We start from the raw sequence: 13,485 nt of genomic DNA, 5'->3' as shown, positions 1-13,485 counted from the left end.
AATCATGAAACTCGCTCTGCAGGCGCTCGCCTCGGCGGCCGGCGGCATCGTCTTCTTCGCGGTGCTGCTGTGCGTGCCGGCCGGCACCATCCACTATTGGCAGGCTTGGGTTTTCATCGCGGTCTTCATGGTCGCCACCATGGGCCCGAGCATGTACCTGGCCGTCAAACATCCCGATGCCCTCGCACGACGGATGCATGGCGGCCCGACGGCCGAGACCCGACCGATTCAGAAGTTGGCCATCTGGGCGATCCTGGCGTCGGTGATCGCGACCGGCGTTGTCAGCGCGCTCGACTGGCGCTTCGGGTGGTCCTACGTGCCGACGGCCGTCGTCGTCCTCGGCAACGTCGTCGTCGCACTGTCACTGCTGGCGGCCCAATGGGTCGTCATCCAGAACAACTTCGCGGGCGCGAGCATCTCGGTCGAGGACAACCAACCGGTCATCTCGACCGGCCTGTACGGCATCGTGCGTCACCCGATGTACATCTGCGCGCTCATCATGATGCTCGCGACCCCGCTGGCACTGGGCTCCTACTGGGGCCTGATCCCGGTACTGGCCGCCGCCCCGGCGCTCATGGCGCGGATCTTCGACGAGGAGAAGATGCTGCGCGCCGAACTGCCCGGGTACATCGACTACACCCACAAAGTCCGCTATCGCTTGCTCCCCTACGTCTGGTGATTCCCCGGGATTTGTGCACGAAAATCCGCGGACAGCGCGGGAAATCGTGCACAAATCCCGGAGACTGAGCGGGTGGAACTGTTCACCGGGCTCGGCCTGGCCACCGCGTCGGGCCTCAACGCCTACATTCCCCTGCTCGCGATGGGCCTGCTGGGACGCTTCACCAACCTCGTGGAGCTACCGCACCCCTGGGCATGGCTGACCAACGGCTGGGTGATCGGCATCGTGGCCGTGCTGCTGGTCGTCGAGATCGTCGCCGACAAGGTGCCCGCCCTCGACAGCATCAACGACACCATTCAGACGTTCGTGCGACCGACCTCCGGCGGCATCGTCTTCGGCTCCGGCACCGCGGCACAGACCGCCGCCGTCACCGACCCGGGGGCATTCGCCAGTTCCGGTCAGTGGATTCCCGTGGTGATCGGAGCCGTCACCGCACTCGTGGTGTCACTGACCAAGTCGACGGTGCGGCCCGTCGCGAATGTCGCCACCGGCGGGCTCGCGGCGCCCGTGCTGAGCACGGTCGAAGACGTGGCCAGCGTCGGGTTGGTGATCGTCGCGATCGTGCTGCCGGTGCTGGTTGTCGTCGCGCTGGCGCTGCTGGTCTGGGCAGCGGTGGCGCTGCTCCGCCGCCGCGGATCGGCGAAAAGGGCACGAGCCGGAAATCCGCCCTCGCCCGATGCGGCCGTCTAGATCCAGACGCCCTTACCGACCGCGACGACGCCGCCGGCACTGACCGAGAAGCGTTCGCGGTCCTTCTCCAGGTCCACGCCGACCATCTCGCCGGGGCCGACGACGACGTTCTTGTCCAGGATGGCGTGCCGCACCACGGCACCGCGTCCGACGCGGGCGCCGGGCATGATCACGCTGCCCTCCACGATGGCGCCGTCGTCGATCACGACGTTGGACGACAGCACCGAATTGCGCACCGACGCCGCCGAGATGATGCTGCCCGCGCCGACGACCGATTCCTGCGCCGCGCCGCCGTTGACGAACTTGGCCGGGGCCAGATGCTCCGACTCCCCCAGGATGGGCCAGCGCCGGTTGTAGAGGTTGAACACCGGGTGCACCGACACGAGGTCCATGTGGGCGTCGTAGAACGCGTCGAGCGTTCCGACATCGCGCCAGTAGCCGTGGTCACGCTCGGTGGCGCCGGGCACCTCGTTGTCGTTGAAGTCGTATACGGCCGCCATCCCGTCGGCGACCATCTGCGGGATGATGTTGCCGCCCATGTCGTGGTCGGAGTCGTGGTTCTCGGCGTCCACCCGGATGGCATCGATGAGCGCCTTGGTGGTGAACACGTAGTTGCCCATGGAGACGAAGGTCTGCTCGGGGTCGTCGGGCGTACCCGGCGGGTCGGCCGGCTTCTCGATGAAGCTGCGGATGCGGCCGGACTCGTCGGCGTCGATGCAGCCGAACGCCGACGCCTCAGCGCGCGGCACCCGGATGCCCGCGACGGTCGCGCCCGCCCCGCTCTCGATGTGGAACCGCACCATCTGCTCGGGGTCCATGCGGTACACGTGGTCGGCGCCGAAAACCACGATGTAGTCGGGGTCCTCGTCGTAGATGAGGTTCATGGACTGATAGATGGCGTCGGCCGAGCCGGTGTACCAGCGCGGGCCCAGGCGCTGCTGCGCCGGGACCGGGGTGATGTACTCGCCGGCCAGACCCGACAGCCGCCAGTTCTGCGAGATGTGCCGGTCCAGTGAGTGCGACTTGTATTGCGTCAGAACGCAGATCCGCAGGTAACGCGCGTTGACGAGGTTGGACAGGACGAAGTCGATGAGGCGGTAGGCACCGCCGAACGGGACGGCGGGCTTGGCGCGGTCCGCGGTGAGCGGATACAGCCGTTTGCCCTCACCGCCGGCCAAGACGATTCCCAGCACCTGCGGCTGTTCCCTCATGCCACCAAACCTAGTAGCCACCAACCGAAGCGGCCAGACATACGCCCCAACCCGCCGCACGCGTTAACGTCATCGACATGCGGGTGGCGATGATGACGCGGGAGTATCCACCGGAGGTCTACGGCGGCGCGGGCGTGCATGTGACCGAACTCGTCGGTCAGCTCACGAAGCTGTGCGACGTTGACGTCCATTGCATGGGAGTGCATCGCCGGGACGCCTTCGTGGCACAGCCCGATCCGCTGCTCGCCGGGGCCAACGCGGCCCTGACGACGCTGTCGGCGGATCTGGCTATGGTCAACAATGCCTTCGCCGGACCGGCCGCCATGCCGAACGTCGTGCATTCGCACACCTGGTACACCGGGATGGCCGGGCACCTCACCGCGCTGCTGCACGGCATCCCGCACGTGCTGACCGCGCACTCGCTGGAGCCGCGCCGGCCGTGGAAGGCCGAGCAGCTCGGTGGCGGCTACCGCATCTCCTCGTGGGTCGAGCGCACGGCGATCGAAGCGGCCGACGCCGTCATCGCGGTCAGCGCGGGCATGCGGGCCGACGTCCTGGCCACCTACCCGCAGCTGGACCCGGCGCGAGTGCACGTGGTGCGCAACGGGATCGACACCGACGACTGGTACCCGGTCGAGGCGGGCCAGACCCTGGCCGAGCTGGGGATCGATCCGGACCGGCCGATCGTGGCGTTCGTCGGGCGGATCACCCGGCAGAAGGGCGTCGGCCACCTCATCGCGGCGGCCCACCGGTTTGACCCCGACGTGCAGCTGGTGTTGTGTGCGGGCGCACCCGACACCCCGGAGATCGCCGCCGAGGTGGCGGCCGCGGTGAAGGAGCTCAGCGCCACGCGCGCCGGGGTGCACTGGATCCAGGAGATGCTGCCGATCGAGAAGATCCGCGAAATCCTGGCGACAGCAACAGTTTTCGTCTGTCCCTCGGTCTACGAACCGCTCGGCATCGTCAACCTCGAAGCCATGGCCTGCGGCACCGCCGTCGTCGCCTCGGACGTCGGCGGCATTCCCGAGGTGGTCGACGAAGGCACCACAGGTTCACTGGTGCACTACGACGCCGCGGATGCGGTGGGGTTTGAGACAGGGCTCGCGGACGCGGTCAATGCGTTGGTCCGGAACCCGGAACAGGCCCGCACATTCGGGCAGGCCGGCCGTCGGCGGTGCATCGAGGAGTTCTCCTGGATGCAGGTCGCCCAGCAGACGCTCGACATCTATCGGAGCGTCTGCGGCTGAACTAGCTGGTGACGTTCTTCAGTTCGTCGCCCAGGGCTGCGGCCTCATCCGGGGTCAGCTCGACCACCAGACGACCGCCACCCTCCAGCGGTACCCGCATGACGATGCCGCGCCCCTCTTTGGTTGCTTCCAGTGGACCGTCGCCGGTCCGGGGCTTCATCGCCGCCATCGGGTGCTCCCTCCGCACGCGCCCGGACCGCATCCACGGTCCCGGATCAAGGCCGCAACCACCCACTCAGTGGGTAGCCTCACGGCACTGAACTGCAACTGAACTACGTCTATTGTTCCCTATCGCTACCCGAGGGTGTGAAAGACCCGCCCGTCACGCCTCCGACAAGCTGTGGCGGGGCACCCAGCAGGCCTCGACATGGTCGTCCACCATCCCGGTGGCCTGCATCAACGCATACGCCGTGGTGGGGCCGACGAACCGGAAACCGCGGCGCTTCAGTTCCTTGGCCATGGCCACCGATTCCGGCGTGGTCGCCGGGACCTGTGCCAGGTCAGCCGGCCGTGGACGCGGCGGCGGCGCGAACGACCACAGCAGCTCGTCGAGGTCCAGGCCACCGTCGATCACGCGGGCATTGGCGATGGTCGCCTCGATCTTGGCGCGGTTCCGGACGATGCCCGGATCGGCCAGCAGCCGGTCGATGTCCTTCTCCCCGAAGCCGGCCACCGTGGCCACGTCGAACCCCTTGAACGCCGCCCGGAAGTTCTCTCGCTTGCGCAGGATGATCAGCCAGGACAGGCCGCTCTGGAACGCCTCCAGCGAGACGCGTTCGAACAGCGCCTGTGTGCCGCGCAGCGGGCGGCCCCATTCAGTGTCGTGGTAATCGCGGTACATCACCCCATCCGCCGACTCACCGATGTCGACCCACCCGCACCGGGTCCGGTCGGGAGTGGTCATTGCTCGGCGTCCGCGGTCTGTGCACGCAACGTGGTCAGCTCGCCCCGCAACGAGTCCAGTTCCTGCGCCAGCCGCTCCAGCACCCAGTCAACCTCGCTGGTCTTGTAACCGCGCAGGGTTTGCGTGAACCTGACGGCGTCGACGTCGGCACCGGTGACACCGGACGCGGGCAGCACGGTGGCCGTGGTGCTCCGCGCCAGCGGCGGCAACTGCTCGCTGCGCCCGAACAGCACGGTGCCCAGTGCGAACAGGACCACCGCGACGAGGATCAGCACCACCAGGTAGATCAGAATCAGTGTCACACCGACGATCCTGCCGGATGGCACCGACAAGCGCCGCCGAGGCGGGTCAGCGCAAGGTGTTCATGGCGGGACGGTCGATCAGCGACACGGTCGACGTGCGGGGCGTGAAGGTGTCGCCGTCGGCGAAGAACTGGGTCAGCCCGACGCCCGAGTCGCTGATGCCGCAGCGCGACAGCAGCGTGGCGATCACTTGACGGCTCATCGCGGCCAGCTCGGTCAGCGGCCGGTTGCGGTGCGTGCGCACCCCGAGGTTGACCTGTGCGATGGCATCGAGGCCCAGCTTGTCGTAGGTGTCGATCAGCAGGCCGATCTCGACGCCGTAGCCCGGCGCGAAGCCGACCGACGTCAACAGCTCCCGGGTACCGGCGTATTCGCCGCCCAGCGGCTGCAGCAGGCACGTCAGCTCGGGCCGCAGGGACGCCAGCAGCGGACGTGCCACCAGTTCGGTGACCCGGCCACCGCCGTTGGCTTCTTCCGCGCCACCCACCTTGAGCGGCCGCCGGTAGAAACCCTTGACCAAGTGCACACCGTCGGCGAGCAGCAGCGGGCCCAGCAGCTTGGGCACGAACATCGGGTCGGGGTCGAGCAGGTCGGAGTCGACGAACACGATGATGTCGCCGGTGGTGGCGGCCAGCGAGCGCCACAGCGCCTCGCCCTTGCCGGGCTGGACCGGCACCTCGGGCAGCGCCTGTTCCCGGCTGACGACGCGGGCGCCGGCCTCGATGGCGCGCAGTTCGGTCTCGTCGGTCGAACCGGAGTCGAGCACGACGAGCTCGTCGACCAGACCACCCAGCAGCGGGCTGATGCTGTCGATGACCTCGGCGACGGTGTCTTCCTCGTTCAGGGCGGGCAGCACGACAGAGACGGTCCGGCCGGCCTTGGCGGCCTCGAGCTCAGCGATGGTCCACGTCGGCCGGCTCCAGCTGCGTTCGGCCAGCCACGCATGGCGAGCGATGGATTCGGCAGTCATCTCGGGCATTAGGGTCACGCGAGTCCCCTCACTGTTCGGCTCGGTGGACGCCCGCCCTGGATCGACGCGACCATTTCCAGGACGCGCCGGGTGGGGCCCACCTCGTGCACCCGGAACATGGCGGCGCCGTCAGCGGCGGCGAGTGCCGTCGCGGCCAGCGTCCCCTCCAGGCGCTCGGTCAGTTCGACACCTAAAGTCTCCCCCACGAAATCCTTGTTACTCAGGGCCATCAGGACTGGCCATCCGGTATTTACAAGATCTTTTACGTGGCGCAACAAACTAAGACCGTGGTAAGTGTTCTTGCCGAAATCGTGCGTCGGGTCGATCAGAATGGCGTCCCGCGAGACGCCGACGTCGACGGCATGCTGCGCCGCTGAGGTGACCTCGGCGATGACGTCGTCCACCACACCGCGTTCGGTGACGCCGTAGTTGACGCGAAAGGGCCGGGTCCGCGGCACGGCCCCGCCGGTGTGCGAGCAGACCAGTCCCGCCCCGAATTCGGCGGCCACCTCGGGCAGTCCCGGATCGGCGCCGGCCCAGGTGTCGTTGATCAGGTCGGCCCCGGCGGCGCAGGCCTGCTTGGCCACGTTCGCGCGCCAGGTGTCGACACTGATCAGTTGGTCGGGGTATTCGCCGCGGAGCCACTCGATGAACGGCACGACGCGCGCGATCTCCTCATCGGCGTCGACGGTGCTGCCCGGTCCCGCTTTGACGCCGCCGATGTCGATGACGTCGGCCCCTTCGGCGATCTTCTGGTGCGCCGCGTCCTTGGCTGCGCCGTCGCTGAAGGTCGCCCCCCGGTCGTAGAAGGAATCCGGGGTGCGGTTGACGATCGCCATGATCAGCGCGCGATCGCCGGCCACCTGGCGACCCAGGAACTGGCCCCTTGCGGAGGACTGCACGACTCCCAGGCTATCGGGCTGCCGCAAATCCGCTGATTCCGCGGTTGCGGCACGCGACATCGAGCCAGCCGTGACGTGGCTACCGGCGCTGCTCCGATCATCTTCCGCGGCGGCCGCCCGCACCCCGGGCGACCGCCGCGGGGCGACCACGTACCTACCCGGCCTGACGAGGCAAAAAGCCATAGGTTTGCTGGACATTCGCTGAGTGAGTTGCGATCGTGGAAAGCAGTGTTTTAGCCCTCTATCTGACCGTTGCCTGATAAGTGAGGGCGAAGCCACCTCGACCGCCGATGGACGACGCCGAAGGGCAGGTAGCCATGAAGATCCTGTGGGCCATCGTCGACGGCGGCGGCAACATCCCGCCACAACTCGCGGTTGCCCGCGCACTCCGGCAGCGCGGCGTCGACGTCCATTTCATCGGCCACACCGGCGCCCGCGGACGCGTCGAGACGGCGGGCTTTTCCTTCGAAACCTTCAGCACCGGAAGGGAATTCGACCCGACCACGCCACGGTCGCTGGCCTCCCTCATGACCACATTCGTCCGCGAGATGACCGATCGCAGCCTCGGCCCGCAGGTGCTCGACGCCGCGCGGCGCCACGGCGCGGACGCCATCGTCGTCGACACGCTCCTGGTCGCGGTTATCGCGGACGTCATCAAGAGCGGCATCCCGTTGGTGGTGTTCGCCCACTGTTTCTACCGCGCCATTCAGGACACTGCCGCCGGCCCGATGGGGTGGTACGCACGGCTACGTGGGTTGGACGTGCTGGCTCCGGAGCGGGCCAAGGCCTTGCAGATCGTCGCCGCACGCGCTGACCTCGACCCGATGCGCGGCACACCGCCGGTCGTCCATACCGGGGTGGCCTGGCAGGGCACACCAAAATCAGCCGTCGCAGCCGCGACGCCGCGAATCCTGGTCAGCCTCAGCACATGTGGCTTCGGTGGCCAGCGGGCGATGCTGCAGAACATCCTCGACGCGCTCGCCCCGTTGCCGGTCGACGTCACCGTCACCGCGGGCGCCAGCATCGACACCGCGGGGTTGCGGGTTCCGGCCAACGCCACGCTGCACGACTGGCTGGACCACGACGAGGTCCTCGCGACGACGTCGTTGGTGGTCGGCCACGGCGGCCACAGCACGACGATGCGCGCGTTGTCGTTCGACGTGCCGCTGGTCATCATGCCGGCCAACCCGCTGATCGACCAGAAGGGCGTCGGGAAGGCGATCGAAGCTGCCGGCGCCGGCATCGCGCTACCGAAAAAGGCTGGCGTGGAACAGATTCGGGCTGCCGTGCAACGGGCGCTCGTCATCCCCGCCTACCACAAGGCGGCGGCCGTCATCGGCGCCGACATCCGCGAACGGGACGGCGCCCAAGTGGCCGCCGACGCGATCAGCGCGCACCTCGCCACCGTGTGATTTGTGCACGATTATCCGCGGTAACCGCGGATAATCGTGCACAAATCCCTGGCTAACGCGGCTTCTTGCCGTCCTTCACCTCGGCGGGGTACTCGGGGTAGAACGGCACGTAGCCCTCGTCGCGGCCCGCCAGCACGTAGATCGGGTCTTTCACCTCGTCGCCGTAGCCCTGCTTGCGCAGGTCGACCTTCTGGTTCTTGAACGTCGAGGTGTGCGCCAGCTCGGGCACGATCCGGATGAACAGCGGCACCGCATAGGCGGGCAGGTGCTCGAAGCCCGCCTTGGCCAGGCGGGCGCCGTCGAATTCGGCGCCGTCGCGCAACTGCACCGACGCCATGCCGGCGCGGCCGCCGCAGCCCGGCACCTCGACGCCGTACACGGTGCACTCCTCCACCTGGTCGTCGGCGCCGAGCGCGGCCTCGACCTCGGTGGTGGCCACGTTTTCGCCCTTCCACCGGAAGGTGTCGCCGAGCCGGTCGGCGAACGCGGCGTGTGCGAAGCCCTGCGACCGCATCAGGTCACCGGTGTTGAACCAGACGTCGCCGTCCTTGAAGGCGTTGCGCACCAGCTTCTTCTCGCTGGCGGCCTTGTCGGTGTAGCCGTCGAACGGCTGCAGGTTGTTGACCTTGCTGAGCAACAGGCCCGGTTCGCCGCGCTTGACCTTGCGCAGCCGGCCGTCGGGGCCGCGGGCCGGCTCGCCGGTCTCCAGGTCGTATTCCACGTAGACGACGGGCGACGGGCAGATGCCCGTGGTCTTGTCGATGTTGAAGACGTTGACGAAGCCGGTGTTGCCCTCGCTGGCGGCGTAGAACTCGCACACCCGCTTGATGCCGAAGCGTGAGGTGAACTCGTCCCAGATCGCGGGGCGCAGTCCGTTGCCGGCGATGACCCGGACCTTGTGTGCCCGATCGGTGGGCTTGGGCGGCTGGTTCAGCAGGTAGCCGCAGATCTCGCCGATGTAGATGAACGCGGTGGCGTCGTACTTGATGACCTCGTCCCAGAACCGCGAGGCGGAGAACGACTTGCCCAGCGCGAGCGCCGCACCGGCGTTGAGGGCCGAGGACGTCGCCACCGTCAGTGCGTTGTTGTGGTACAGCGGCAGGCAGCAGTACAGGGTGTCGCTGCTGTTCAGGCGCAGCCCCAGCCCACCGAACCCGCCGAGGGCGCGCAGCCAGCGATAGTGCGTCATGACGCTGGCCTTGGGCAGGCCGGTGGTGCCCGAGGTGAAGATGTAGAACGCCTTCTCCTTGGCCAGGATCTGGCTGGTGCCCACCGGGTTGGCGGTCGACTGGCCGACGGCCTGCTCGCGCAGCTCCTCGACCGACATGAGGCCCTTGGTGAGCTCCGCATCAGCACCGCACTCGATGACGGGCTCGTGGAAGTCCGACTCGGTGACCAGAACCTTGGCGCCGAGCAGGCCGAGGCTGTGCGCCAGGACGTTGCCGCGCTGGTTGTAGTTGATCATTCCGGCGACCGCGCCGCACTTGACCGTCGCCAGCATCAGGAGGACGGCGTCGGGCGAGTTGCGCAGCATGATGCCGACCACAGAGCCGGGGCCGACGCCCTTGGCCGCGAGCACCGACGCGTAGCGGTTCACCGTCGCGTTGGCCTGGCCATAGGTGATGCGCTGGTCGTCGAACTTGATGAAGACCTTGTCCTTGTTGGCTTCGGCGCGTTCCTGGAACACCTTGCCGATGGACGTCTTCGCCGTCGGGCTGGCACCGAAGCCGGTGATCAGGCCCCGAAGGATCACCGGGGCGTCGGACAGAAAACCGGGCAGTTGCTTAGCAATATCGAGCAGCCCGACGCCGGTGCGTGATGTCTCGTCACTCATGCCCGGTGAGCCTAGTGAGCGATGTCACGCGGCGCACAAGCAGCCATGGCCTCATCGACGTCTTTGACGACCACCAGCCGGTCCAACGCCTCCTGCTGGACGTAGCCGCTGTCGACCAGAGTGTGCAGCCAGGCCAGGAGGCCGTCGTAGTGGCCGTGCGGATCGAGCATCACCAGCGGCTTGTCGTGCATGTTGAGGTAGCCGGCAGTCCAGGCCTCGAAGAACTCCTCGAGGGTGCCGATGCCGCCGGGCAGCGCGATGAAGGCGTCGGACCGGTCCTCCATGATCTGCTTCCGCTCGCGCATGGTGTCGGTGACGATCAGTTCGCTGGCGTTCACGTCGGCCAGCTCACGGTGCACCAGTTTCTTCGGGATGACGCCGATGGTGCGGCCGCCGTTCTCGCGGGCTCCGTCGGCGACGGCGCCCATGGCCGAGACGTTGCCGCCACCGGACACCAGCGTCCAGCCTCGCGCCGCGATCGCCCGGCCGACATCGCCCGCGAGGGTGAGCAATTCGGGATGACGGGGACCGGCGGCGCAGTAGACACAGACGGCGTAGGCATTTTCGGTTGTCACACCGCAACGCTAATCGAGCCGTTCCGCGCGTCGCACAGCCATAGGATCGGACCGTGGTGCTGAGCCAGCTCAAAGCGGGCGTCGAAACCCGGTCCGGTGCGCTGCTGACCGGTGCCCGCGGGTCCGGCAAGACCACATCCGCGCGGGCCGCATACGACGAGCTGGCGCCCGACTTCGAGCGCGCAGCCTGGATCACCGGCACCGCGGCCGACTCCCGGGTGCCGTTCGGCGCCTTCGAGCGGTTGTTCACGGTGCCCGAGACGGGCCGGACGGTTCAGGTGTTGCGCGCGGCGCGAGAGGCGCTCGGGACCGGACTGCTGTTGGTCGTGGACGACGGACATCTGCTCGACCGGTTGTCGGCGTCGCTGGTCTACCAGCTCGCCGTGTCGGGAGCGGCCCGGGTCATCGTCACGGCGGAATCGAATCAGTCTCTGCCCGAGGGCATTTCGACACTCGTACGGGATCGGCTGGTGGTACCGGTGACGGCCGACGGGCCGGTTTCTCCCGTCGCGTCCCCCGCTGCTGACCGACTGCCGGCGCTGGACAGCGACGGCGTCGTCGGCCGGCTGCGGCGCGCGGTGCGGGCACTCGACGGCGGTGACGCCCTACCCGTCGCCGAGCTGGCGGCCGCGGCCGACGATGCCCTGCGGCTGGGCGATCTCGAACTGGCGGAACGGCTGGGGCGGGCCGCGCTGCCGGCCGGCGGCCTGGCCACCCGGGTGACGTTGAGCTACGCCCTGGCCTGGCAGGGGCGCGGCCTGGACGCCGATGCCGTGCTGGCCGAGGTCGACGCGACCGCACTGACCGAGCCCGCGTTGATGATGTGGGCGCTGCCCCGCGCGGCCAACCAGTTCTGGATGCTGTCCGAGCCCGAGCGCGCGACGGCCTTCCTGCGCACCGTCCGCAGCCGGGTCCAGACGCCGGCGGCGCAGGTCACCCTGGACGCGTTGTCGGCGACGTTCGCGATGAACGCCGGCAACCTCAACCGGGCCATGCAGCTGGCCGACTCGGTGCTGTCCAGTCCTGACCCGAGCGACACGGCCATCGGCTGGGCGGCATCGGCGGCGGCGCTGAGCTGTGCCCGCACGGGCCGGTTGGCCGAGGTGGACGCCTTCGCCGAGCGCGCGCTGGCCGCCGGGCAGCCGGGGCTGTTGCGGTTCACCAGTGGGTTCGGGCAGACCACGGCCCTGCTGTTGACCGGTGAGCCGGAGGGAGCTCAGCAGCTGGCGCAGGAGCTGATCGATTTCACGCAGTCCCAACAGCCCGGGCGCGCCATCGGGGAGGTGCTGTTGGCCGACGTGCTCATCGCCCGGGGCGAGCTCGACTCGGCGATCGAATTGCTGCAGGACGCAGCGAAAGCGCTGGGGCGCACCGGATATTCGTGGGGCCCGCTGGCGTGGATGCTGCTGGCGCGGGCGCTCGGTCAGCGCGGGGCGACCGCCGAGGCGGGCCGGGCACTGGCCCGTGCCGAGGCCAGGCACGGCCTGAAATCGATGCTGTTCGCACCCGAACTGGCGCTGGCCCGCGCCTGGACCAACGCGGCGCGGCGGGACCGGCACGGCGCGATCGCTGCCGCCCGCGATGCGTTCCGCGCCGCCGAGCGCGGCGGCCAGTCAGCGGTGGCGCTGCGCGCATTGCACGACGCGGCGTTGTTGGGCGACGTCCGGGCCGCGGACTGTTTCGGCCGCGTCGGCGTCGACTGTGCGTTCGCCAGGCAGGCTCGCGCCGTGGCGGCGGAGGTCGCCGCCGAACGCAGCTGACCATTTGCCGCAGGGCAGGTCGTCGACGCCGCCATAGGATTGACCGCAACAGATCTTCGAGGGGCAGGTCATGGGCGATCCGCTGTACGTCAATACCGAGGGTGTGCTGGGCATGGCCCGGGTGCACGATGCCGTGGCGGCCGGGCTGGGTCAGCTCCAGAACGGTGCGGGTATTGGCCAGTCGGCCGGCCCGGCCGGTCCTGCGACGACGCACGGGCTGATCGCTCACGGCATGAATACGGCGCTGGGTGGGGTCATGGCGCGCCGCGACAGCATCCTGCAGTCGACGGGCGCCGCCGGTCAGCAGCTGTCCGAGCAGTTGCACCGTGCTGCTGAGTCGTACCGGGCCGGTGACGAGCAGGGCGCACGTGGGCTGTCCTCGGCCGCTGAGGGCATACCCGGCGGTGGTGGCGGCGTCAGTGCCGGTACGCCGGGCGGGCTCGGTGCGGCGGTGCCGGGTTCGCCGGCCGCCGGTGGTGGCGACGCCGCGCAGACGATCGGTCAGGTGGGCCAGCAGGCCGGACAGATCGCGCAGGGTGTCGCGCAGGCGTTGGGGCAGATTCCCGGGCAGATCGCGCAGGGCGTGAGTGGCGTCTTGGGCGGGCTGCTCGGCGGACTGGGCGGGGCGGACGGTGTCGGTGCCGGGCACGCGGCCGGAGCCGGACTGGGCGGACTGAGCGACTCCGGTGACGTGAATTCCGTTGGCGAACATGACAAGCCGGACGCTGATGATCGGGACCGGGACCGTCGGGACCCGGAGCGCCACGAGAAGGGCGAGGACGACAAGCGGATTCTGTCGGTCGAGCACCGTGGCACGGCCGGTGTCGCGGGTGACGGGGGCGCGGATCCGGCAGCCGGTCCGTCGGGCGGCGCCACTCCCCCGCCACGCCGTCCGGCCCAGACCCGGCCGCAGGATATCTAGCGCGATTCGCCACAGCTGGTGCCGCAACCGCACCTCTCGGTATGGCATGTTCGATCTGGAGCCGTCAACTTTCCTTG

Annotated in this window: 14 protein-coding genes; 6 read left to right on the top strand and 8 right to left on the bottom strand. The window is 68.7% G+C overall.

What is annotated here, in order from left to right; genetic code table 11:
- The first annotated feature begins 4 nt into the window (after positions 1 to 4).
- Complete coding sequence (locus BR47_RS0129250) at positions 5 to 679, top strand: methyltransferase family protein (RefSeq protein ID WP_029121647.1); 675 nt, start codon at positions 5 to 7, stop codon at positions 677 to 679.
- Between the two features lie 72 nt (positions 680 to 751).
- Positions 752 to 1,369: a DUF4126 domain-containing protein gene (locus tag BR47_RS0129245; RefSeq protein WP_029121646.1), complete on the top strand. Its 618-nt coding sequence runs from the start codon at positions 752 to 754 to the stop codon at positions 1,367 to 1,369.
- On the opposite strand, the gene glgC is transcribed toward BR47_RS0129245, so the two are convergent.
- Positions 1,366 to 2,580 (bottom strand): glucose-1-phosphate adenylyltransferase, encoded by a 1,215-nt coding sequence (glgC, locus tag BR47_RS0129240; RefSeq protein WP_020099352.1) that lies wholly within the window; start codon positions 2,578 to 2,580, stop codon positions 1,366 to 1,368. The two genes, BR47_RS0129245 and glgC, sit on opposite strands and share 4 nt — an antisense overlap.
- Positions 2,581 to 2,657: 77 nt before the next feature.
- On the opposite strand from glgC, the gene glgA reads away from it, so the two are divergent.
- Positions 2,658 to 3,827: a glycogen synthase gene (gene glgA, locus BR47_RS0129235; protein WP_020099351.1), complete on the top strand. Its 1,170-nt coding sequence runs from the start codon at positions 2,658 to 2,660 to the stop codon at positions 3,825 to 3,827.
- Position 3,828: 1 nt separating this feature from the next.
- On the opposite strand, the gene BR47_RS32895 is transcribed toward glgA, so the two are convergent.
- From BR47_RS32895 to folP, 5 genes are all read right to left on the bottom strand, one after another.
- Positions 3,829 to 3,996, bottom strand: a complete 168-nt coding sequence (locus BR47_RS32895) for a DUF3117 domain-containing protein (RefSeq protein ID WP_005059648.1) — start codon at positions 3,994 to 3,996, stop codon at positions 3,829 to 3,831.
- A 153-nt stretch (positions 3,997 to 4,149) separates the two neighbouring features.
- Positions 4,150 to 4,731 (bottom strand): DNA-3-methyladenine glycosylase I, encoded by a 582-nt coding sequence (locus BR47_RS0129225; RefSeq protein ID WP_020099350.1) that lies wholly within the window; start codon positions 4,729 to 4,731, stop codon positions 4,150 to 4,152.
- Positions 4,728 to 5,033, bottom strand: coding sequence for a DivIVA domain-containing protein (locus BR47_RS0129220; protein WP_020099349.1), 306 nt, complete (start codon positions 5,031 to 5,033; stop codon positions 4,728 to 4,730). The genes BR47_RS0129225 and BR47_RS0129220 overlap by 4 nt, the downstream gene beginning before the upstream one ends.
- A 46-nt stretch (positions 5,034 to 5,079) precedes the next feature.
- The gene (locus tag BR47_RS0129215; protein ID WP_177127359.1) at positions 5,080 to 6,012 is read right to left on the bottom strand and encodes a glucosyl-3-phosphoglycerate synthase; all 933 of its coding nucleotides are present in this window, start codon (positions 6,010 to 6,012) and stop codon (positions 5,080 to 5,082) included.
- A gap of 5 nt (positions 6,013 to 6,017) precedes the next feature.
- Positions 6,018 to 6,842: a dihydropteroate synthase gene (gene folP, locus BR47_RS0129210; protein ID WP_051128383.1), complete on the bottom strand. Its 825-nt coding sequence runs from the start codon at positions 6,840 to 6,842 to the stop codon at positions 6,018 to 6,020.
- Positions 6,843 to 7,195: 353 nt separating this feature from the next.
- Here folP and BR47_RS31815 point away from each other — a divergent pair, with 353 nt between their 5' ends.
- Complete coding sequence (locus tag BR47_RS31815) at positions 7,196 to 8,317, top strand: glycosyltransferase (RefSeq protein WP_020099346.1); 1,122 nt, start codon at positions 7,196 to 7,198, stop codon at positions 8,315 to 8,317.
- Between the two features lie 52 nt (positions 8,318 to 8,369).
- On the opposite strand, the gene fadD6 is transcribed toward BR47_RS31815, so the two are convergent.
- Positions 8,370 to 10,151: a long-chain-acyl-CoA synthetase FadD6 gene (gene fadD6, locus BR47_RS0129200; RefSeq protein ID WP_020099345.1), complete on the bottom strand. Its 1,782-nt coding sequence runs from the start codon at positions 10,149 to 10,151 to the stop codon at positions 8,370 to 8,372.
- A gap of 11 nt (positions 10,152 to 10,162) precedes the next feature.
- Positions 10,163 to 10,726 carry a cytokinin riboside 5'-monophosphate phosphoribohydrolase gene (gene log, locus BR47_RS0129195; RefSeq protein WP_020099344.1) on the bottom strand — a complete coding sequence of 188 codons (564 nt, stop codon included), beginning with the start codon at positions 10,724 to 10,726 and terminating at the stop codon, positions 10,163 to 10,165.
- 101 nt (positions 10,727 to 10,827) lie between these two features.
- Between log and BR47_RS0129190 the strand changes: the two genes are divergently transcribed.
- Together BR47_RS0129190 and BR47_RS32360 are read left to right on the top strand one after the other, a co-directional pair.
- Complete coding sequence (locus BR47_RS0129190) at positions 10,828 to 12,486, top strand: tetratricopeptide repeat protein (protein WP_502685838.1); 1,659 nt, start codon at positions 10,828 to 10,830, stop codon at positions 12,484 to 12,486.
- A 70-nt stretch (positions 12,487 to 12,556) separates the two neighbouring features.
- On the top strand, positions 12,557 to 13,408 hold the full coding sequence (locus BR47_RS32360) for a type VII secretion target (protein ID WP_051635075.1): 852 nt from the start codon (positions 12,557 to 12,559) through the stop codon (positions 13,406 to 13,408).
- The last annotated feature ends 77 nt before the right edge of the window (positions 13,409 to 13,485 follow it).

It is taken from the genome of Mycobacterium sp. UNC410CL29Cvi84, from assembly GCF_000686745.1.
In the GTDB taxonomy this organism is placed as follows: Bacteria; Actinomycetota; Actinomycetes; order Mycobacteriales; family Mycobacteriaceae; genus Mycobacterium; species Mycobacterium mucogenicum_B.
This window is presented reverse-complemented; position numbering and strand designations above follow the sequence as displayed.

What these genes read in the sequence shown, in the direction of transcription:
- folP (WP_051128383.1), bottom strand. Translation starts at nt 6,842, where the DNA reads ATGGCGATCGTCAACCGCACCCCGGATTCCTTCTACGACCGGGGGGCG.
- BR47_RS0129250 (WP_029121647.1), top strand. Translation starts at nt 5, where the DNA reads ATGAAACTCGCTCTGCAGGCGCTCGCCTCGGCGGCCGGCGGCATCGTC.
- glgC (WP_020099352.1), bottom strand. Translation starts at nt 2,580, where the DNA reads ATGAGGGAACAGCCGCAGGTGCTGGGAATCGTCTTGGCCGGCGGTGAG.
- fadD6 (WP_020099345.1), bottom strand. Translation starts at nt 10,151, where the DNA reads ATGAGTGACGAGACATCACGCACCGGCGTCGGGCTGCTCGATATTGCT.
- BR47_RS31815 (WP_020099346.1), top strand. Translation starts at nt 7,196, where the DNA reads ATGGACGACGCCGAAGGGCAGGTAGCCATGAAGATCCTGTGGGCCATC.
- BR47_RS32360 (WP_051635075.1), top strand. Translation starts at nt 12,557, where the DNA reads ATGGGCGATCCGCTGTACGTCAATACCGAGGGTGTGCTGGGCATGGCC.
- BR47_RS0129215 (WP_177127359.1), bottom strand. Translation starts at nt 6,012, where the DNA reads ATGCCCGAGATGACTGCCGAATCCATCGCTCGCCATGCGTGGCTGGCC.
- BR47_RS32895 (WP_005059648.1), bottom strand. Translation starts at nt 3,996, where the DNA reads ATGGCGGCGATGAAGCCCCGGACCGGCGACGGTCCACTGGAAGCAACC.
- BR47_RS0129225 (WP_020099350.1), bottom strand. Translation starts at nt 4,731, where the DNA reads ATGACCACTCCCGACCGGACCCGGTGCGGGTGGGTCGACATCGGTGAG.
- glgA (WP_020099351.1), top strand. Translation starts at nt 2,658, where the DNA reads ATGCGGGTGGCGATGATGACGCGGGAGTATCCACCGGAGGTCTACGGC.